An 18,441-nucleotide genomic window follows, 5' to 3' on the forward strand; every position below is an offset into this window, starting at 1 on the left:
CAGCCCCACCGACCGCCAGCGCCTGCCGCTGCGCGCCCGCCTCGGCGTCCAGAACTCGAAAGTGCTGACCATCATCGAGTTGATGGAAGGCAATCTGTCGGAGCCGCTGTCACTGATCGAGATCGCCGATCATGTCGACCTGTCGCGCCGCCAGATCGAGCGGCTGTTCCGCACCGAGATGGGCCGCTCCCCCGCCCGCTATTATCTCGAAATCCGGCTCGACCGCGCTCGGCACCTGCTGATCCAGTCCTCGATGCCAGTGGTCGAGGTGGCGGTCGCCTGCGGCTTCGTCTCGGCCTCGCATTTCTCCAAATGCTACCGCGAACTCTACGCCCGCTCGCCGCAGCAGGAGCGCGTCGACCGCAAGCAGCTGCTGGCCGCCTGAGCAGAGGTGTCACGTGAGGCGGCTCTGGACGCCCCGAAACGTGATCTTCCTCGCCTCAAGCGTCTGTTGAGCGAGCCAAGTATCTTTCCAGATGATCAGGCTGTGTCGGTCTGACTACGCCTGCGCCGTGCGCATCGCCTCGACCCGAATATCCTCGGTCAGCCGCGCTTTCAGCGCCGAGAATTCCGGGCTGGTCTTCAGCGTGTAATGGCGCGGATGCGGCAGGTCGATGGCGACATCCGACTTGATGCGGCCAGGCCGCGCCGTCATCACGATGACGCGCGAGGCCATGAAGATCGCCTCCTCGATGTCATGGGTGACGAACAGCACCGTCTTTTGGCGCCGTTCCCAGATGCCGAGCAGCAGTTCCTGCATCAGACCGCGCGTCTGGTTGTCGAGCGCGCCGAACGGCTCATCCAGCAACAGGATCTCCGGATCGTTAGCCAGCGCCCGGGCGATCGCCGTGCGCTGCTGCATGCCGCCGGAGAGCTGCTTCGGCCAATGGTTCTCGAACCCTTTCAGGCCGACGAGATTGACGTAGGAAGCGACGACCCCGTCCCGCTCCTTTTCGGGCATTCCGCGTTCGCGCAAGCCGAAAGCGATGTTCTGCGCCACAGTCAGCCAGGGAAACAGCGTGTAGGACTGAAAGACCATGCCGCGATCCGGCCCCGGCCGGGTCACCGCCTTGCCGTCGAGCAGCACACGGCCCTCGCTCGATGCTTCCAGGCCCGCGACAATCCTGAGCAGTGTCGACTTCCCGCAGCCGGACGGCCCCAGAATAGTGATGAAGTCGTTGGCGGCGACCGCCAGGTCGATCGGCATCAGCGCCTTGACCGGCTGACCGCCGCGCACGCCGGCAAAGGTGCGCGAAACGCCCTCGATGAGAAGCTTGTTCACGCCAGGCTCCACGGAAAGAGCCAGCGGTTGAAGGCCTTGAAGGCGAAGTCGGACAACAGCCCGATCAGTCCGATGACGATGATGCCGAAGATGATCTGACCCGTCGCCAGCCGCGACTGACTGTTGATGATCATGTAGCCGATGCCGGATGACGAGCCGATCAGTTCCGCGACGATGACATAGGTCCAGGCCCAGCCGAGCACCAGCCGCAGCGTCTCGGCGACCTCCGGCGCATTGGCCGGCATGATCACCCGGTTGACGATGCCGCTGTTGGTGGAACCCAGCGTGTAGGCGGCCTCGACCAGATCGCGTCGTGTGCCGCCAACTTTGACCGCGATGATGAGGACGATCTGGAACACCGAGCCGACGAAGATGACCAGCAGTTTTTCCAGCTCGCCGATGCCGGCCCACAAGATGAGCAGTGGGATGAATGCCGACGCAGGCAAGTAGCGGGCGAAGGAGACAAAAGGCTCCAGAAACGCCTCCACCGGCTTCCAGGCGCCCATCGCGATGCCAAGCGGTACCGCGACGACCGAGGCAAGCAGGAAGCCGCCGAAGACGCGCCAGATGGTGATCAGAACGTCGAGCCAAAAACGGTCTTCGACCAAAAGCCGCCAGCCATCCCGCAGCATCGACAGCGGATCGGCGAGGAAGATGCGGTTGACGTGGCCGCCTAGCGTGATCCAAGCCCAGAAGGCCACGAAAAGCACGAAGAAGGAAATGCCGAGCACGGTTCGGATGCCCGGCGAGACTGGATGCAAGGGGCGCATCGTCAAATCGTCGCCATTTTCAAATGGTCCCCATGCTCAAATCGCGCTTTGTCCAAGAGAAGGCGGCAGCGCCAGGCGCCGCCGCTTGATGGTCAAAGGCCGAACGATCAGTTCGAAACCGGGCTGGTGTCAGCCAACGTGGTGACGTCGGGCGCTTCCTTGATCAGTCCCATCTGCAGCAGCAGTTCGCCAGCGGTCTTGGAAAAGTCCTGGAATTCCTTGGTGAAGAACTGTTTGTTCTCCGCCCGGTCGGCCCATTTCAGGTATTTCGCCGAATCCTCGAATTCCTTGGCCGACTGTTTCACGTCGGCACCCATGGTCTCGTAGGATTTCTGCGGATCGCTCTTGATCAGGTCGAGTGCATCAAAATAGCTGTCGGCCAGCGCCTTGGCGGCATCCGGATTGGTTTTCAGGAATTCGGGTGTGCAGCCCACCGTGTCGAGCACCATCGGGTAGTCGAGCGTCGTCGCCAGGATATGGCCCTGGTCCGACTTGTCGCGCACCGCCGAGATGAACGGCTCGTAGGTGACGGCGGCGTCGTTCTGCCCGGCGAGGAAAGCTTGCGCCGCCGCATCAGGCTCCAGATTGACGACGGTGACGTCCTTCGTCGACATGCCGTTCTTGTTCAGCACCCAGGCGAGCATGAAATAGGGCGACGTGCCCGGCGCCGATGACGCGACGTTCTTGCCCTTGAGATCGGCGACGGTCTTGATGTTGTTGCGGGCGACGATGCCGTCGGCGCCGTAGGATTTGTCGAGCTGGAAGATCTGCTTGGTGGTGACGCCGCTGGCGTTCCACACCAGCCAGGTCTCCACCGTGGTGGCCGCGCATTGCAGGTCGCCGCTGGCGATGGCGAGCGGCCGGCTCGCTTGCGGCACCTTTTTCAGGGTCACGTCGAGTCCGTGTTTCTCGAAGATGCCCGCCTGCTTCGCAAGCGTCAGCGGCGCGAAGCCTGTCCAGCCGCTGATGCCGATAGTGACCGAGGTGGCAGCCATCGCCGGTGCCGACAGGCCGGCGGCAAGTGTCAGAGTTGCGGTAAGAACGGCGATCCTGTTCATGTCGGTTCCCCTTTTGTTTTTGCTGGGGAATTGTCTCACAGACGCCAATCGGCTTGTCAATGAACAGCTTGGTGAGGCAACCGGCAGGCCCGGCTCTGCTGTCGGCCAATGGCTACCACCGCCAGAAATCCATCGTGGCTAATCCAAAATGGCCTCAATAATCGTCGCAGGTGCACTCCGCCGACGATATACGGTCATTCCAGTCGCTGCCGCCGAAATCGCGGATCCGGCGCCGGATCTCGATCGAGCGGCCACCCATCCGGGAGTCCTCATAGGCAATGAGTGTGCAACCCCGGCGCACAATCACCGACGACACACGGTCGTTCCAGAACTGGCCGCCGCGAAAGTTCACGGAATCGTCGGGGCCCATACCGATGGACCGACCGCGAAAATTCGCGTGCTCGAACATCATGCAGGCGGGCTCATCATTGTATTGGGCGCTGGCGGCGTCGGCAAAAAGTACGGACGCGACAGCAGTCAGGATGGCTAGACGTTTCATCTGATGTTTCCTCGGTTTTTGCCGCGGCCCCTCCGACTGGATAGCGCGGTCCGGCCAATTTGCCAATGCTTCGGTCGCCTAGCGGCTGTCAAACATCCAGCTGCGGTTGCGCCACATTTTCTCGCCGACCAGGCAGTCGGTGGCGGGCTTGTCCTGCGCCAATACCACCGGCGGATGCGTGGCTTCTTCTGCCGCCCATTGCGGCGAGGCCGGGCCGGCGAGTTCCAGCACCAGCTTGCGACGGATGGCTTCGGGAAACTGCGTCCAGTCATTGACCGGAATCATGAAGGCTCCGGGTCCGCCGATGACGCAGTCGCTGTAGTAGCGATCGAGATTGCTGACTTCGTAGGCGCCGGAAAAACCGCCTCGCGTCATCAGCGGCAGGCCGTTGATGACGATGCCTTGCTTGATCAGATCGTCGCGGGTCAGGTTGACCGGCGCGCCTTGATTGTTGGGGCCATCGCCCGAAATGTCGATGACCCGCTTCGTGCCCTGGTAGCCGCTTTCGGCGAACAGGTCATTGCCGAACTCCAGCGCTCCGGAGATCGAGGTGCGCCGCGCGCTGTTGGGCGGCTGAGCGGATAGTTGCGCAACCACCCGCTCGGCGTCGGTGCGGCTGGCGATCACCGTCCACGGCACGATGACGCGCTGCCAGTTGGTGCCGGCCCATTCGACATAGGTGACGGCGATCTTGCCATAAGCGCCATCGGCAATGGCCTGCAGCACATTGTCGTGCGTCAGTGCCGCGGCGTAGCCGTGACGCTGGATCTCGAGTTCGTCCGGAGACATCGACAGCGAGACATCGACGGCCAGCACCAGCTCGACATCGACGGGCTCGTCAGCTTGGGCCGCGGGCGTCAACCAGAGCGTCAGTGCGAACGCGGCGCAGCCTGAAAGGAAATGTCTTGCGCAGGCAAAAGCAGACATGCCGCGAAGGTAAGCGAAAACCGTCGGCTTAAAAAGAGAAAAGCCCGGCCGATGGCCAGGCTTTTGCCTTCATGCCCTTTGCGCCGGCTAGCAATCAGCTGCGCGGCTTCAAATTCTCCGGATCGTAGAGCGGCTTGTAGCCGACAGCCGCCACTTCGACCGGATATGTCTCACCGAAATACTCGATCGTGAGCTTGCGGCCTTCCTGGGCGTACGCCCACGGCAGATAGGCAAGACCGATATTCTTGCCGATGGTCGGGCCATAGGCCATCGAGGTGGTGAAGGACCGCCGGCCGAGTTCGTCGACCAGCGTCTCGCCGGTCTTCGGATCCATCACCGGCATGGTGCCGACGGGATAGCGGGCAACGCCTTTGGAATCGACATTCTCGGTCATCACCAGCGTGCACAGCATGGCCGGCTGGTGCTCGCGGGCGCGGTATTCGACGTGCTTCGCCTTGCCGCAGAAATCGTTCTCCTTGACCTTTGGACGAGCGAGATCCGCTTCGAGCAGATTGTACTCGGTCAGAAGGTCGGCGTTCTGCAGGCGCAGGCTCTTTTCCATGCGGCGCGTGTTGGCATAGGTCTCCACGCCGAAAGGCATCACGCCGGTCGAGCGCAGCGCGTCCCACACAGCGAGACCGTCCTCGTAGCGCATATGCAGTTCCCAGCCCTGCTCGCCGACATAGGAGATGCGGAAAGCGGTGACGTCCTTGCCGCCGATCCGGACCGGCTTGATCGCCGCGAATGGGAAGTTCTCAACAGAGAGCCCGTCCGGGTTTTCGACCACCTTCTGCAAGGTCGCCCGGGCGTTCGGTCCCCAGATGCCGATGGTGACGAACTTCTCGGTCACGTCGGTGATGGTGACGTCGAAACCTTTGTCCTGTGCCGTGCGGCGCATGTACTGGAAATCGCGCGGGCCAGCATCCGCGCCGTCGATCAAACGACAGCGGTCGGCCATGCGAATAACGGTAAAGTCGGCCCGCACCATGCCTTCCTCGTCGAGGAAGTGGGTGTAGATGCCCTTGCCGATGTTGTTGTCGCCGCCAATCTTGGCTGCGCACAACCATTCCAGCAGCGCGACATGGTCTGGACCTTCGATGTCGTACATGGCGAAATGCGACAGGTTGACGATGCCGCAATCCTCGCTCATGGCGAGATGTTCGGCATTGGAGACGCGCCAGAAATGGCGGTTGTCCCATTCGTTCTCACGCACCGGCACCCGGTTGCCGTATTTCTCCAGGAGATGCTCGTTGGCGGCATAGCCGTGGGCGCGCTCCCAGCCGCCGAGTTCCATGAAATAGCCGCCGAGTTCCTTCTCGCGTTCCCAGAACGGCGAGCGCCGGATATTGCGGGCCTTGGAGAACGGCTCGCGCGGATGCACCGCCGGATTGTAGACCTTCATCGCCGTCTCGGTGCAGCGGTCCCAGATGAACTGCTCCTTGGTCTGGTGCGGATAGAACCGTGCATAGTCGATGGCATGGTGATCGATTGCGGTGCGGCCGTCGGTCATCCAGTCGGCGATCAGCTTGCCCATGCCGGGACCATCCTTGACCCAGATGGCAACGGCATACCACAGACCCCGCACCTTCTGGCTTTCGCCCATCGACGGGCCGCCGTCCGCGGTTACCTGGAGAAGTCCATTGAACGAATGGCTCTCATTATAGCCGAGTTCGCCGAGGATCGGCGTCAGTTCCATGGCGCGTTCGAGCGGCGCCAGGATCTGTTCCATGTCGAGATCGCGTTGCGACGGCGAAAGCCGCGCCTGGTCCTTCTCCAGCAGGTCGCGCGGGTGGCAAAGGCGCGGATTGGTCTCTTCGTAATAACCCCATTCGATCTGCCCGCCCTCGGCGGTCTTGGGATCACCGGTGTCGCGCATATAGGCCGAGTTGCCCTGGTCGCGCAGCAGCGGCCAGCCGATCTCCTTGCCGGTGCCGGCGAACTCGTTGTAGGGGCCGAAGAAGGTCAGCGGATGGTCGATCGGCATGACCGGCAGGTCTTCGCCGACCATTTCCGCTATCAGCCGGCCCCAAATCCCGGCGCAGACGACGACATAGTCGGCCTCGATGGTGCCGCGGTCCGTTACCACGCCTGATATGCGGCCGTCCTTGACGACCAGCGACCGGGCCGATGTGTTGGCGAAGGATTTGAGCTTGCCCGACGCTTCCGCCTGGTCGACCAGCTTGCCGGCGACCGTCTGCGAACGCGGGATGACCAGACCGGCATCGGGATCCCAAAGACCACCTTGAACAATCGCTTCTTCGATGAGCGGAAATTTTTCCTTGATCTCGGCCGGCTCGATCAGGCGCGCGCGCGTGCCAAACGCCTTGGCCGAGGCGATCTTGCGCTTGATTTCTTCCATTCGGCTGTCGTCGCCGACACGCGCGACCTCGAGGCCGCCGATACGCGCGTAATGACCCATCTTCTCGTAGAAATCGATGGAGTAGAGCGTCGTCCAGCACGACAGGAAATCGTGGCTGGTGGTGTAGCAGAAGTCGGAGGCGTGCGCCGTCGAGCCGATATCGGTCGGGATACCTGATTTGTCGATGCCGACAATGTCATCCCAGCCGCGTTCGATCAGGTGATGGGCGATCGATGCGCCGACAATACCGCCCAGGCCGACGATGACGACCCTCGCCTTTTTCGGAAACTCTGCCATTGCCCGCGACTCCAAAGTGATAAAGCGGGCGGACTATAGGGCGGAGCAGCAGCACGATTGAAGCCTGTTTGCGACATTGGCAAAAAGCCGAGCGACCAGACGGCAGAATGCTTCACACCGGGCGCCTGGGGCGGTTCGCTTTCCGGTAGGCTAACTCAGGCGAAGGCCCAGATGTCCTCGGCCTGGAAACCGACCTGATAGCTACGCATCGAGATCAGCATTATTATAAAAGATCTTACTTATATACTTCGATGAAAGATAAATCTGTAAGTATATTAATTGTTGCAATCGTTATGAGATATGGCATACTAATAACTTAACGAATTAGAGCGCATGCTGGGCGGGAAAACGCGTGCTCAAAGGTCGATTTTCAATTGCGCTCCTCTTGGCTTTGGTCACCTGCGGGCACTCGCAATCCGCATCACTCGACACTGGAGACGAACGTTTTCTCTGGCTCACCTCTTCGTCGATCGATCGCGTTGCCGTGACATACTCGCAGGGAACGCTCTATGTCCCCTCAGATCTATTTCGGGAACGAAATCCGAAGGCAACCATGGATATCAAGCAAGTCGCGCTACGACTGAGCTATCCTGAACTGAAAGCTGGCCGCGGGCCAAACCCCCAGATCCGGGGGGAGGAGGATCTGCTGCCGCTTTCGGACGCACTCGGAGTGGCGGCCTCCGTTCCAGGCGGCCCACTAAAAATTCATATTCCGCAAAACCTCCTGCTTCCAATTATAAATGACCTCGATGCTGGTATTAAATTCGCCTCGTTTCGCGTAAAGGATAATGCTAAGGGGTATCTCTCTCACAATATCTACTATATTTCCGCGCCGGATCCTATGTACATTATGTGCACTGGATATTCTTCTGTATCATCGTGCATGATGAGCTTTGATAGGGCTGGATTGCGCTGGATGATCATGGCGCCTCGTAAATATCTTCGAGAGGACGTCTCTAGGTTTCACAAACGTCTTTCGGCGCTGATTGATTCATTTTCTGAAAAATAGGAGCGTATCATGCCAACTTCACAGCAGATAAACGATATTAACTCTGCATATGCGCTTACCATCTCGACGGGTGACGCGTCTCATTACTACGATGCGCTTTCCGCCGCTGGCATCTACTATGGAAGCATGGCACATGGTGTCGTGAACGCCGACTCGTTAATCGGAATTGTTGCTAACAACTATGCCAAGAACAAAATAGATGGCGATTTCGCGTCAGGACTCTTTGACCAACGTCGCGATGCGCTCATGCTGGAACTCGCTACGCGTGACTACGCTCTTCGGTCAACACAAACTGATTGGAACCTTACGGGGCGGCAAATTTCCGACTATCATGATGCAGCATACCAAACTGTTTTCCCCGAGCTCTCAGGCGCGGCGGAAGGGTGGACACCCTACTACGAGGTTCGAGCTCTCAACGACTATGATTTCTGGCTGGTCACGTCGAGTGCGGATCTGTCTCAGTATCTATCCTACTTTAGAATGAATATTCCGCTGACAGTCGGCGATGCTACGGCGAAAAACTATGCGCTCCAATGGTTCCAGGATATGGATCCATTTGTGTTTAATCTATCTCAGATGAAATTTATTATCGGGGACGATGTTCTCGCCAAAAGCTTGCTCCAGTGGGCCGCTACCCATACGGGATTCTTGGATAGCAAGCAGTCATATCTGTTCGAGCAAAAACCGTATGCCCCAGCTAACGACACCGATGCGTCTGGTTTCCTTGGCAGGTTCATTCATGGTCTCCTGATTGAGGAGGCGGTTTCAGGAACCTCAAATATCCTGCATGCCAGCACTGACTACAAGGAGATATCGTTCGACCGGAGCGATCTCCCCACAACTCCCCATGGGACTGAGTTCGATCACGTGATCAACCAGACCATCGGCACCGCAAACGAGTTGACTCTTGCAGGGTACAATTCCGAGTGGATGCAATCGGATTCCTACAAACTGTCGAACCCTTACTATTGGGGGCTCGACCCGCATAACATCGTCAATATCAACGGCGCCACCTTCATAGCCGGAAATGCGGCAACATCGGCGAACAAGGATGGAAATCTGGTTGTCCTGCAGGGTGACGTTACCAGCTTCACCTTGAACAGCACCTCTCAGTTTATTCTTGTTGGGAATGAAAAGGACAACGAGATAACCTTGGTCAATCCGGATCAGGGATTTGTCTTTTCTGGCGCTGGAAATGACCACATCATAGTCTCGGGTGTTGCAGACAACAGCTGGGGTATAATCCTGCCGGTCATGATTGATACGGGCAGCGGGAACGACACGATCGAGTTCCAGGATTCGAGTCACTTTTTTGTCGGCTATGTCATGACGCCCGATGGCGGGCATGACGTCGCTGTTGGAAATCTAGAGAAGTATTGGCCATCAGATCCCGCTTCAGACTATTCTGCTCCCTTGAATAATTTCCTATTGTCTGGATTAAGCCTCACCGATCTGGATCTAGAGAAGACATTGGTCGCGCAGCGTACAACAACGATACATGCAAGTGAGCAATGGTATGAGATAGACTATGTTACGAACTGGTGGGATGTAAAATATACCCTCAGCGGCAATGACGGAGCCACTTCAATCGAAATTGGTACATATTCATTTAGCTCCAACAAGGCCTACTACATCAGTACCGATGTGCTTTATGGAGACTACACGGTAGACTTTGGTATGTCTTCAGAATGGACAGGGTCGGCGCATGTTATTAACGGGTACTTCGGCAGATCGCAGGTTTTTAATTCATTCTCGTTGGCTTATTTGGACGAAAATGACAACGCGCACAGCGTGGCAATGAACACCGTGTTTGATATGGGATTCGACCCAGCATGGCTTGTTGCCGCTTGAAGTATGTCTTGGGTGAGTCACCTCGGTCTGGATCAGTGGCAGTAACAAGCAATATGCTTGAGCTATGCATAGGATTTTGTGCTGAAGTAGGTGGAACGAGATCTCCATGACCCGATCCCCCGAGAAGATAGGTTCTGGGGGATTTGAAAGGTCACTTGTTGCGGCGAACAAGGCGGTAATCCTCGCAACAGCGGTGATAAGCGGCGTCATAAACGTATTGGCGCTAACTGCCCCCTTGTTCATGTTGCAGGTTTATGACCGTGTGCTTGCCAGCCACAGCGTCCCAACACTGGTCGGCCTCGGGATGCTTGCGTTCGGCCTATATGCCTTTCAATGCGGCCTTGACATCATTCGTGCCCGCGTTCTTCTACGCGTCGGTGAGCGGTTCGATCACCAGCTTTCCGGGCGCGTTCACGACGCAGTCGTCCGCCTTCCACTCGAAACTCGCATGCCCAGCGACGGATTGCAGCCGCTGCGCGATCTCGACAATGTACGCAATTTTCTCTCCGGACCCGGTCCGACCGCGTTTTTCGATTTACCTTGGATGCCCTTTTATCTCGGCCTGTGTTTTCTACTTCATTTCTGGCTTGGTATGACAGCAATGGTCGGCGCGATCTTGTTGGTCTCGCTTACCGTTATTACCGATGCGTCTTCCCGCAACCCAACTCGAGAGGCACTCCGGCATAACACGGTGCGCAATGCCTTGCTGGACGCGTCCCGTCGCAATGCCGAAGCTATACGTGCGATGGGGCTTAGCAATCGCATGACCGCGCGCTGGCGCCTTGCAAATTCGGACTACCTTGCGGCAAATCGCAGGGCCAGCGATGTTGTTAGCGGCCTAGGGGGCGTTGCAAAAACACTTCGTTTGGTTCTCCAGTCCGCAATCCTGGCAGTGGGTGCATGGCTCGCTATCGAGCAGCAGGTCACACCGGGGGTGATGATTGCCAGTTCCATCATAATGGGCCGCGCACTAGCGCCCGTCGAATTGGCAATCGGAAGTTGGAAAGTGTTCCTGATGGCGAGACAGAGTTGGATCCGCCTCAGGGATTTGCTGCTGATGATGCCTGAAGAGACAACTGTCTTGGCCCTGCCCAAACCGCAATGCGAACTGCGTGCCGCAGGCATCACCGTCGTTCCCCCTGGTGAGACGAAGCCGACGGTCTTCGCAGCAAACTTCGTCATGCGCGCGGGGAGCGCGCTCGGCATTATTGGCCCTAGCGGTGCGGGGAAGTCGACGCTTGCCCGCGCTCTCGTTGGCGCCTGGACCCCGGCGAGCGGCAAAGTGCGTATTGACGACGCGTCACTCGACCAGTGGGATCAGGAGGCAATCGGTCGCCACATCGGCTACCTGCCACAGGGGGGCGAACTTTTCGATGGCACGATCGCAGAGAACATCGCCCGCTTCGAATCCGACGCGAAGCCGGAGACAATTGTATCAGCCGCGATGGCGGCTGGCGTTCATGAGCTTATCCTGCAGTTTGATAAAGGATATGAAGCCCGCATTGGAGAAGCCGGATCATCCCTTTCGGCAGGGCAACGCCAGCGGATCGGCCTTGCCAGGGCACTCTACGCCGATCCGTTCCTCGTCGTGCTCGATGAACCCAATGCGAATCTTGACGCCGATGGCGAAGCTGCTGTTGTGAAGGCAATCGCGGCCGTGAGGGAACGCAAGGGGATCGCAATAGTTATAGCGCATCGACCGAGCGCGCTAGCTGCAGTCGATTTCGTTCTCATGATGGAGGCCGGTCGGGTCAAAGCCTTCGGACCACGCGACGAAGTTCTTTCGAAAATATCAAAGGTCCCTTCTCCGAATCCTACCATGGCTGGATATCCGGGCTTTTCTGTATCGGCCAGGATGCTCGCGCCCTTCAAGATGGTCGCAGATCCGAACGAGTCAAAGCCGGAGGTCGCTGAAATCTTGATGGAGGGATCCGATGCCAAACGTTGAGGCCGAATTGGTTTCAAGATCTATCCGGCGGCACCTCTTCATTGGCGGCACTTCCTGCCTTTTCTTGGTGGGAGGCATAGGCGGGTGGGCGGCCGCAACCAATCTCTCTGGTGCAGTCGTGGCTTCCGGCACCTTTGTCGTCGATAGCTATGTCAAGAAAATCCAACATTTGACTGGAGGCGTTATCAGCGAGATTCTCATCAAGGAGGGGCAGAAGATTGCTGCCGGAGATGTACTTGTGCGCCTCGATGCAACGCAAGCGCGGGCAAACCTTGGAATCGTCACCAAGAGGCTGGACGAATTGACTGCACGGCTCGCTAGACTTGAGGCCGAGCGCGACGACGAAGACCAGATTGCGTTTCCAGGAACTTTACTTTCCCGGCTTGACAACACCGATATCGCCGCAGCCGTTCAGAGTGAGCGTCGACTGTTTGAGTTCAGGAAGGAAGACCGAGCGGGGAAGAAGTCCCAGTTGCGCGAAAGAATTAAGCAGTTCGCGCATGAGATCGATGGCCTGAAGTCTCGCGAAACAGCCTTTGATCGTGGGCTCTCTGTGCTTGATGCCGAGATCGCCTCGCTTCAAGTGCTCCGGGCAAAGGGCATTGTTTCTGTGTTGCGATTGAACGACCTGGAGCGAGAGGCGGCGACCCTCGGCGGTGATCGAGGCGAGGCGATGGCCGGCCAGGCTCAAGCAGCAGGCCGAATATCGGAAGCTAGACTGCAGATCCTGCAGATCGACTCCGACCTGAAAACTGAAGTGAGCGCCGAACTTCGTGAAGTGCAAGGTCAGATCGGAGAATATATCGAGCGAAAGATCGCGGCCGAGGATCAACTCAAGCGAATCGACATCATCGCTCCACAGGCTGGCATCGTGCACCAACTGGCATTTCACACTGTCGGCGGCGTCATTTCGCCAGGGGATGTGATTATGTCGATCGTTCCCGATAGCGGCGGGCTCGCGCTGGATGCCCAGATCGCACCGCGCGACATCGACCAGAATGAGCTTGGGCAGAAGGCAGTGCTACGCCTCTCGGCATTCAATCAGCGTACCACGCCAGAACTCAATGGGACGGTTGTCCGTATTGCAGCTGACCTGACGACTAACGAGCGCTCAGGATCTTCCTACTATCAGGTGCGCTTCGTGGTAGCGCCCGAAGAACTGGCGCGGCTAGACGGACTCATTGTTCTTCCGGGAATGCCCGTTGAGGCCTTTATCAAGACCCACGAACGGTCTGCGTTTTCATATTTCGTGAAGCCGCTTTCCGATCAGATCAGTCGTGCGTTCAGAGAGGACTAGGCCACGTCTTTGTAGCAATGGAGGGGGTCGTCTGCTCTATCTTCCTTCACACGAAGGCCCAGATGTCCTCGGCCTGGAAACCGACCTGATAGCCTGATGTCTTCAGCTTGACCACGACCTGGCCGATCTCGGCGGCCGGCAGCGCGCCGACCTCGACCTTGATCATGCCGGGACGGTAGCGCTTGAGGTCGAGTTGTTCGAAGACGATCCAGTCGGCGCCCTCGCAATCGACGAGGAAGGCGTCGATATGGGTGATGCCGTTGCGGTCGAGCAGCGTCAGCAAGGTCTCGGATGGCACCTCGATGTCCCTGAGATGCGGCGCGAACTTGTTGAAGTTGGCGTCGGCCTCGCCCCAGGCATTCTTGCCCGACATCAGATTGGTGTCGGTGACCGACGAACAGCCGATGAATTCGATGGGCAGCGTGCCGGCCTCGAGCGCGGCGGCATCGAAAGTGTGGACGGTGATCGTGCCCTTTGTCTTCGTCACCGCCACCGGCTCGATGATGAAGCGGCTGATGTCGGGGTAGTTGGCGCGCAGCCGTTTCTGATTGTAGGGGATCGGCTCGACCAGCATCGCGCGTGCACCGGGAATCCTGTGCAGCCACGGCGTCACATCGTCGAAGAGCGCGCCGTCGCAGGCGCCGACATTGACCATCTGGAACGGCCGCCCCGCCCCACCAAACCGCGCCTTCAGCGCTGCCTTGGCCAGGAATTTCGTGCCGCGCAGCGACGGCCCGCGATCGAGAACGCCACTGGGAAGACCGAGCGACAGGGCAACGCGCGCCAGGCTGGATAGCGAACTCATGACTTGTCTCCGGGAATGATTTGCATGGCAGCGCGATTCTGGCCGCGAGCCACGGCCGCCCACAACGCCATGAACGGCGTCGCCAGCAGCAGGAATGGCGGGATCAGATGCGGGAAATAGATGCGCGTGTCGTGGATCGGGAAGACGGTGAACTTCGCCAGCGCGCCGAGCACCAGTGCCGCGAACAGGATGCCGGCGCGGCGGTCGAGGCGGAAGCCGGCGCGGTCGGCAGCAAACCAGCCGGCCAGTGCCAGCACCGACACGCCGACCCAGCTGTTCAGGCTGACGGCACGCAGCAGCGAGGTGGCAAATGCCCTGAGATAGGCAACGATGGAGAATGGCGGCTCGAACCCGTCCATATTGTAATGCTGCTCGATGCTGGAGAACCACAGATGCGGCCACCAGCCGGGATGATGCGCCCAGTGCGAGATGGCGAAATAGGCAACGAAGGAAGCGGCAAAGCCGGCCAGCGCGCCCCATGCCCTCTGCCGGAACGCAACCAGCAGCACAGCAAAAACAGCAAGGAAAACAATGTTGTCCGGGCGCACCATGAAGGCGAGGAAGAGCAGGATCGCCGTCGCCACCTCGCGGCCGCGGACATAGGCATAAAGCCCGCCCAGCAACAGCGCCGATGTGAGCAGATCCGGCGTTGAGGCGCGCGCCGCATCGCCGAAATCGGCCATGATCAGCACCGCGCCGACCACCGGCGCCAAGGCCAGTGCCCCCTCGGAGCGCAGCCACATCAGGGCGATCGCGCCGAACAGCAGCACGGAGAACACTGAGACCAGGCGCATCGCCTCGACCGGCGACATCACCGCGCTCATCGTCGACAGGATCTCGGCATAGAGGAACTTGATCCGGTACATGCCGAGCAATGAATGGAAGTCGGCGGCATTCTCCGCCATGTGGCTGCGGAAGCCGCCGCCATCGTCGGTCAGCGCCTTGTAGTCACCGGCCGACACGCCCGATTTGACAGTGTTGTAGGCATAGTCATGCAGCGCCTGTGCATCGGGATAGGTGCCTTCCTCCGCTATGGCGAGATAGGGCAGCATGTCCCAATTGGCGTCGGGCATCACCCACGCGGTGAACGCTGAAAAAAGAATGTAGAGCGCGAAGGCCGCGGCGCCGATCGGTGCCGCCAGCCGCGCATAAGTCCCCACGCCCCACGCCAGACCGGCCCCGGTGAGCCGGTCGAGTGGGTTCTGTGGAGCGGGCGACTTGGTCAGCATGTCTACTCAGCGAGTTTCGGTTTAACGGACCTGGCTTTTGACGAAATCCTTCACGATCGACACGATGCCGCGCGACAGCAGACTGTCGAAAGCATCGACGAAACGATCGACATGCTCACGCTGGCAGATCAGCGGCGGCTCCAGCCGGATGACGTTGCGGTTGTACTCGGTGAAGGCGACCAGCACGTCGTAATCGCGCAGCAGCAGCGCGCCGACGAAGCCCGACAGCGAGCCCTTCAGCTTGTCGTCGAGCACGCTGACGATCGGCCGCAGCACCATCGGCAAGGTCTGCGAGAAGTCGTGGAACTCCAGGCCGACCATAAAACCCTTGCCGCGCACATCCTTGATGATCTTCGGGTACTTTTCCCTGAGCGCCTGCAGGCGCTGCAGCAAATAGTCGCCGGTGACGGCGGCATTGTCGATCAGCCCCTCGTCGTAGAGCACGTTGAGCCCCTCGATCGCGGTGACGCAGGCCTCGCCCATGCCGCCGAAGGTCGCCATGGCATGGATCATCGCCGTTTTCGGCGTGCCATAGGCCTTCATGTAGACCTCGCGCCGCGCGATCATGGCTCCCACCGCCGCCTTGCCGGCGCCGAGCGACTTGGCCAGCGCGGTCACATCGGGAATGACGCCGTAATGCTCGAAGGCGTAGAAGCGGCCCGAACGGCCGTAGCCGCACTGCACTTCGTCGGCGACCCACAGCACGCCGTACTGATCGCACAGCGCGCGCAGCTTCTGCCAATATTCGGCCGGCGCCTGAATGATGCCGCCACCGCCCTGGATGGTCTCGAGCACGATGACCCCGACCTCCGGATCGGAGCGGAACAGGCGCTCGACCGCCTCGATGTCGGCGAACGGGATGCGGACCGTGTTTTCCGCCACCTTGAAGTCGGCGCGGTAAAGCTGGCCGTCTGTGATGCCCAGCACGCCCTTGGTCTTGCCGTGGAAGGAATTCTCGGCATAGACGATCTTCGGCCGCTTCGGACCGGCCGCGCGCTCGGCGAGCTTCACCGCCGCTTCCATCGCTTCCGAGCCGGACGAACCCAAAAATACCATGTCGAGATCGCCGGGCGAGCATTTGGCGATGTTGTGCGCAAGCGCTGCCGCATATTGCGACATGAAGGCGATGGCGATTTCCTGGCGCTTCTCCTCCTGGAATTTCTTGCGTGCTTCCAGGATGCGCGGATGATTGTGGCCAAAGGCCAGCGAACCGAAGCCGCCGAAGAAGTCGAGGATCTTGCGGCCGTTCTGGTCGATGTAGAACATGCCTTCGGCACGCTCGATCTTGATCTTGTGGAAGCCGAGCAGCTTCATGAAGTGGAACTGGCCGGGGTTGAGATGCGCCTTGAACAGGTCGGTCATGCGGGCGACATCCATCGCCTTGGCTTGTTCGACGCTGATCAAATCGGGCTTGGCGATGGTGACAGGCGACAGCGCCGGCGCGCTGACCATGGTGCGCAAATTGGTCTGTTCGGGCTTGGCCATGACGGTCATTTCAATCTCCTGTCTGCGCGCACGACCAGGATCGGGCGCAACGAAAGCTGTTTTTGCAAGCCGCTATTCGGCGGGCACATGTTTGGTGGCGACGGCGTGACCGGCTTTCTTTGCGCGGTACTCGCTGTAGGCGGCGATCAGCATGTCCTCGTCGCGATATTGCGGCACCCAGCCGAGCTGACGCCCGGCCTTGGACACGTCGAGCACGCAATCCTCGTCGGCGATCAGATACTGTTCCGGGTCCATGATCGGCATGTTCAAGAGGTCAAGCAGGTCCAGCGTGCGCTTGACCGCCCAGCCCGGTGTCGGGATCAGGATCGATTTCGAGCCGGCATGCCTGATCAGATCGCCGAGCAATTTCTTGACCGGCGGCGGATTGAGCGAACCGAGATTATAGGCCTCGTTTGGCACGCCGGCCTTCCAGGCCGCGCGCGCAGCCTCGGCGCAGTCGAACACCGAGATGAACTGATAAGGATTCCTGCCCGAACCGATCATCGGCACGGGAAGGTTCCAGTCGATCAGCTTGAACAGTTTTTCCAGAATGCCGAGCCGGCCGGGACCGATGATCAGGCGCGGGCGAAACAGCGAGATCGACATGCCGCGCTTGCGCCATTCGGCGGCGAGCTCCTCTGTCTTCTGCTTCGACCAGCCATATTCGCCCAGCGGCGCCACCGGGTGCTCCTCGGTCATCGGCTGCGTGACCGTGTGGCCGTAGATCATGTCGGTCGTGTAGTGGACGAGTTTTGACGCACCGGCTCCGTCCATGGCCTGCATGATGTGCTCGGTGCCATGGAAATTCACAGGGAAGAAGAAATCGTGCCGCTTGGCGCGCACCTGGATCGGCGATAGCATCTTGGCCGACAAATTGTAGACCATGTCGTCGGCCCTGAGCCCAACCGCGGTGACCGAGGTCGGGTCGGTGACGTCGCATTGGATAAAGCGGACGGTGCGGTAGTGCGGCAGGTCGCTCTTGACGATGTCGGCGACGACAACCTCTTCACCATCGGCCACAAGTTTCGGGGCAAGATGGCGGCCGACGAAACCGTCGCCGCCGAAAATCACATGTCTCATCGAACGATCTCGTTTGCTTGGATCTTGTCGGGCGTGATGGAAGCGGTCTGGTCCTCATGCCCTTGCTCACCCAAATCCCGCCCACTTTGCGCGATCAGCACCGTGCCGACGCAGATGAAGGCGATACCGGCGATCCGCCAGCCATTGAGGTCCTCGCGGAAGACGAAATAAGCGAAGATGGCGACGGCAACATAGGCGAGGCTGAGGAACGGGTAGGCGAAGGAGAGCTCGACCTTGGACAGCACATAGAGATGCGAGGCCATCGAGATGACGAAGGTACACAGGCCAAGGAACACCCAGGGGCTGAAGACGATCTGCAGCAGCTTGACGAGCGGATTGACGCCCTCGAACGAGATCGGTCCGAGCGACATCATGCCTTGCTTCAGCATCAGCTGCGCGGCGGCATTGGTCATGACGGTAAAGAGAATGAAGACGATGTATTTCATGTGTTCCAAGCCACCCCTTCGCGCTTCCTATTACAAACCCGCAAACATTTGGTGAAGTCCCAACAATATTTTGAGTAAATCTCGTTATTAATCATCAAT

16 protein-coding genes are annotated in these 18,441 nt (G+C 59.3%); 5 read left to right on the forward strand and 11 right to left on the reverse strand.

Annotation, left to right across the window (positions count from 1 at the left end; genetic code table 11):
- Positions 1-385: helix-turn-helix domain-containing protein (locus ENZ74_RS03895; protein ID WP_127312667.1), on the forward strand; the 385-nt coding region annotated here is incomplete at its 5' end.
- Positions 386-499: 114 nt separating this feature from the next.
- Here ENZ74_RS03895 and ENZ74_RS03900 read toward each other — a convergent pair.
- The 6 genes from ENZ74_RS03900 to ENZ74_RS03925 form a co-directional block, all read right to left on the reverse strand.
- Positions 500-1,282 carry an ABC transporter ATP-binding protein gene (locus ENZ74_RS03900; protein WP_013531158.1) on the reverse strand — a complete coding sequence of 261 codons (783 nt, stop codon included), beginning with the start codon at positions 1,280-1,282 and terminating at the stop codon, positions 500-502.
- Positions 1,279-2,052, reverse strand: coding sequence for an ABC transporter permease (locus ENZ74_RS03905; protein WP_063168206.1), 774 nt, complete (start codon positions 2,050-2,052; stop codon positions 1,279-1,281). The genes ENZ74_RS03900 and ENZ74_RS03905 overlap by 4 nt, the downstream gene beginning before the upstream one ends.
- A gap of 107 nt (positions 2,053-2,159) precedes the next feature.
- Entirely contained in the window at positions 2,160-3,110 is a 951-nt protein-coding gene (locus ENZ74_RS03910) for an ABC transporter substrate-binding protein (RefSeq protein ID WP_063168207.1), read from the reverse strand.
- Between the two features lie 154 nt (positions 3,111-3,264).
- Positions 3,265-3,609 (reverse strand): peptidase inhibitor family I36 protein, encoded by a 345-nt coding sequence (locus ENZ74_RS03915; protein ID WP_024501320.1) that lies wholly within the window; start codon positions 3,607-3,609, stop codon positions 3,265-3,267.
- Between the two features lie 78 nt (positions 3,610-3,687).
- Positions 3,688-4,536, reverse strand: coding sequence for a DUF1194 domain-containing protein (locus ENZ74_RS03920; protein WP_063168208.1), 849 nt, complete (start codon positions 4,534-4,536; stop codon positions 3,688-3,690).
- A 94-nt stretch (positions 4,537-4,630) separates the two neighbouring features.
- The gene (locus ENZ74_RS03925; protein ID WP_063168209.1) at positions 4,631-7,192 is read right to left on the reverse strand and encodes an FAD-dependent oxidoreductase; all 2,562 of its coding nucleotides are present in this window, start codon (positions 7,190-7,192) and stop codon (positions 4,631-4,633) included.
- 553 nt (positions 7,193-7,745) lie between these two features.
- Here ENZ74_RS03925 and ENZ74_RS03930 point away from each other — a divergent pair.
- From ENZ74_RS03930 to ENZ74_RS03945, 4 genes are all read left to right on the forward strand, one after another.
- Complete coding sequence (locus ENZ74_RS03930; protein WP_127224123.1) at positions 7,746-8,201, forward strand: hypothetical protein; 456 nt, start codon at positions 7,746-7,748, stop codon at positions 8,199-8,201.
- 9 nt (positions 8,202-8,210) lie between these two features.
- Positions 8,211-10,052 carry a hypothetical protein gene (locus ENZ74_RS03935; RefSeq protein ID WP_063168211.1) on the forward strand — a complete coding sequence of 614 codons (1,842 nt, stop codon included), beginning with the start codon at positions 8,211-8,213 and terminating at the stop codon, positions 10,050-10,052.
- A 106-nt stretch (positions 10,053-10,158) separates the two neighbouring features.
- Entirely contained in the window at positions 10,159-12,000 is a 1,842-nt protein-coding gene (locus ENZ74_RS03940) for a type I secretion system permease/ATPase (protein WP_063168212.1), read from the forward strand.
- Positions 11,987-13,297 carry an HlyD family type I secretion periplasmic adaptor subunit gene (locus ENZ74_RS03945; protein WP_127312668.1) on the forward strand — a complete coding sequence of 437 codons (1,311 nt, stop codon included), beginning with the start codon at positions 11,987-11,989 and terminating at the stop codon, positions 13,295-13,297. The genes ENZ74_RS03940 and ENZ74_RS03945 overlap by 14 nt, the downstream gene beginning before the upstream one ends.
- Positions 13,298-13,343: 46 nt before the next feature.
- Here ENZ74_RS03945 and ENZ74_RS03950 read toward each other — a convergent pair whose 3' ends face one another.
- From ENZ74_RS03950 to ENZ74_RS03970, 5 genes are all read right to left on the reverse strand, one after another.
- Positions 13,344-14,102, reverse strand: coding sequence for an FkbM family methyltransferase (locus ENZ74_RS03950; protein WP_063168214.1), 759 nt, complete (start codon positions 14,100-14,102; stop codon positions 13,344-13,346).
- On the reverse strand, positions 14,099-15,331 hold the full coding sequence (locus ENZ74_RS03955; protein WP_063168215.1) for a glycosyltransferase 87 family protein: 1,233 nt from the start codon (positions 15,329-15,331) through the stop codon (positions 14,099-14,101). Before ENZ74_RS03955 ends, ENZ74_RS03950 begins: the two co-directional genes overlap by 4 nt.
- A gap of 21 nt (positions 15,332-15,352) precedes the next feature.
- The gene (locus tag ENZ74_RS03960; protein ID WP_244514351.1) at positions 15,353-16,783 is read right to left on the reverse strand and encodes an aspartate aminotransferase family protein; all 1,431 of its coding nucleotides are present in this window, start codon (positions 16,781-16,783) and stop codon (positions 15,353-15,355) included.
- Between the two features lie 105 nt (positions 16,784-16,888).
- Positions 16,889-17,896: an NAD(P)-dependent oxidoreductase gene (locus tag ENZ74_RS03965; protein ID WP_063168217.1), complete on the reverse strand. Its 1,008-nt coding sequence runs from the start codon at positions 17,894-17,896 to the stop codon at positions 16,889-16,891.
- Positions 17,893-18,342, reverse strand: coding sequence for an EamA family transporter (locus ENZ74_RS03970; RefSeq protein ID WP_063168218.1), 450 nt, complete (start codon positions 18,340-18,342; stop codon positions 17,893-17,895). Before ENZ74_RS03970 ends, ENZ74_RS03965 begins: the two co-directional genes overlap by 4 nt.
- Positions 18,343-18,441: the final 99 nt, after the last annotated feature.

The sequence above is a fragment of the Mesorhizobium sp. M7A.F.Ca.CA.002.15.2.1 genome, assembly GCF_003998715.1.
In the GTDB taxonomy this organism is placed as follows: Bacteria; Pseudomonadota; Alphaproteobacteria; order Rhizobiales; family Rhizobiaceae; genus Mesorhizobium; species Mesorhizobium ciceri.

Coding starts and splice junctions, on each gene's coding strand:
- ENZ74_RS03950 (WP_063168214.1), bottom strand. CDS start 14,102: ATGAGTTCGCTATCCAGCCTGGCGCGCGTTGCCCTGTCGCTCGGTCTT.
- ENZ74_RS03920 (WP_063168208.1), bottom strand. CDS start 4,536: ATGTCTGCTTTTGCCTGCGCAAGACATTTCCTTTCAGGCTGCGCCGCG.
- ENZ74_RS03965 (WP_063168217.1), bottom strand. CDS start 17,896: ATGAGACATGTGATTTTCGGCGGCGACGGTTTCGTCGGCCGCCATCTT.
- ENZ74_RS03910 (WP_063168207.1), bottom strand. CDS start 3,110: ATGAACAGGATCGCCGTTCTTACCGCAACTCTGACACTTGCCGCCGGC.
- ENZ74_RS03915 (WP_024501320.1), bottom strand. CDS start 3,609: ATGAAACGTCTAGCCATCCTGACTGCTGTCGCGTCCGTACTTTTTGCC.
- ENZ74_RS03935 (WP_063168211.1), top strand. CDS start 8,211: ATGCCAACTTCACAGCAGATAAACGATATTAACTCTGCATATGCGCTT.
- ENZ74_RS03970 (WP_063168218.1), bottom strand. CDS start 18,342: ATGAAATACATCGTCTTCATTCTCTTTACCGTCATGACCAATGCCGCC.
- ENZ74_RS03930 (WP_127224123.1), top strand. CDS start 7,746: ATGGATATCAAGCAAGTCGCGCTACGACTGAGCTATCCTGAACTGAAA.
- ENZ74_RS03940 (WP_063168212.1), top strand. CDS start 10,159: ATGACCCGATCCCCCGAGAAGATAGGTTCTGGGGGATTTGAAAGGTCA.
- ENZ74_RS03905 (WP_063168206.1), bottom strand. CDS start 2,052: ATGCGCCCCTTGCATCCAGTCTCGCCGGGCATCCGAACCGTGCTCGGC.
- ENZ74_RS03960 (WP_244514351.1), bottom strand. CDS start 16,783: ATGGTCAGCGCGCCGGCGCTGTCGCCTGTCACCATCGCCAAGCCCGAT.
- ENZ74_RS03945 (WP_127312668.1), top strand. CDS start 11,987: ATGCCAAACGTTGAGGCCGAATTGGTTTCAAGATCTATCCGGCGGCAC.
- ENZ74_RS03955 (WP_063168215.1), bottom strand. CDS start 15,331: ATGCTGACCAAGTCGCCCGCTCCACAGAACCCACTCGACCGGCTCACC.
- ENZ74_RS03925 (WP_063168209.1), bottom strand. CDS start 7,192: ATGGCAGAGTTTCCGAAAAAGGCGAGGGTCGTCATCGTCGGCCTGGGC.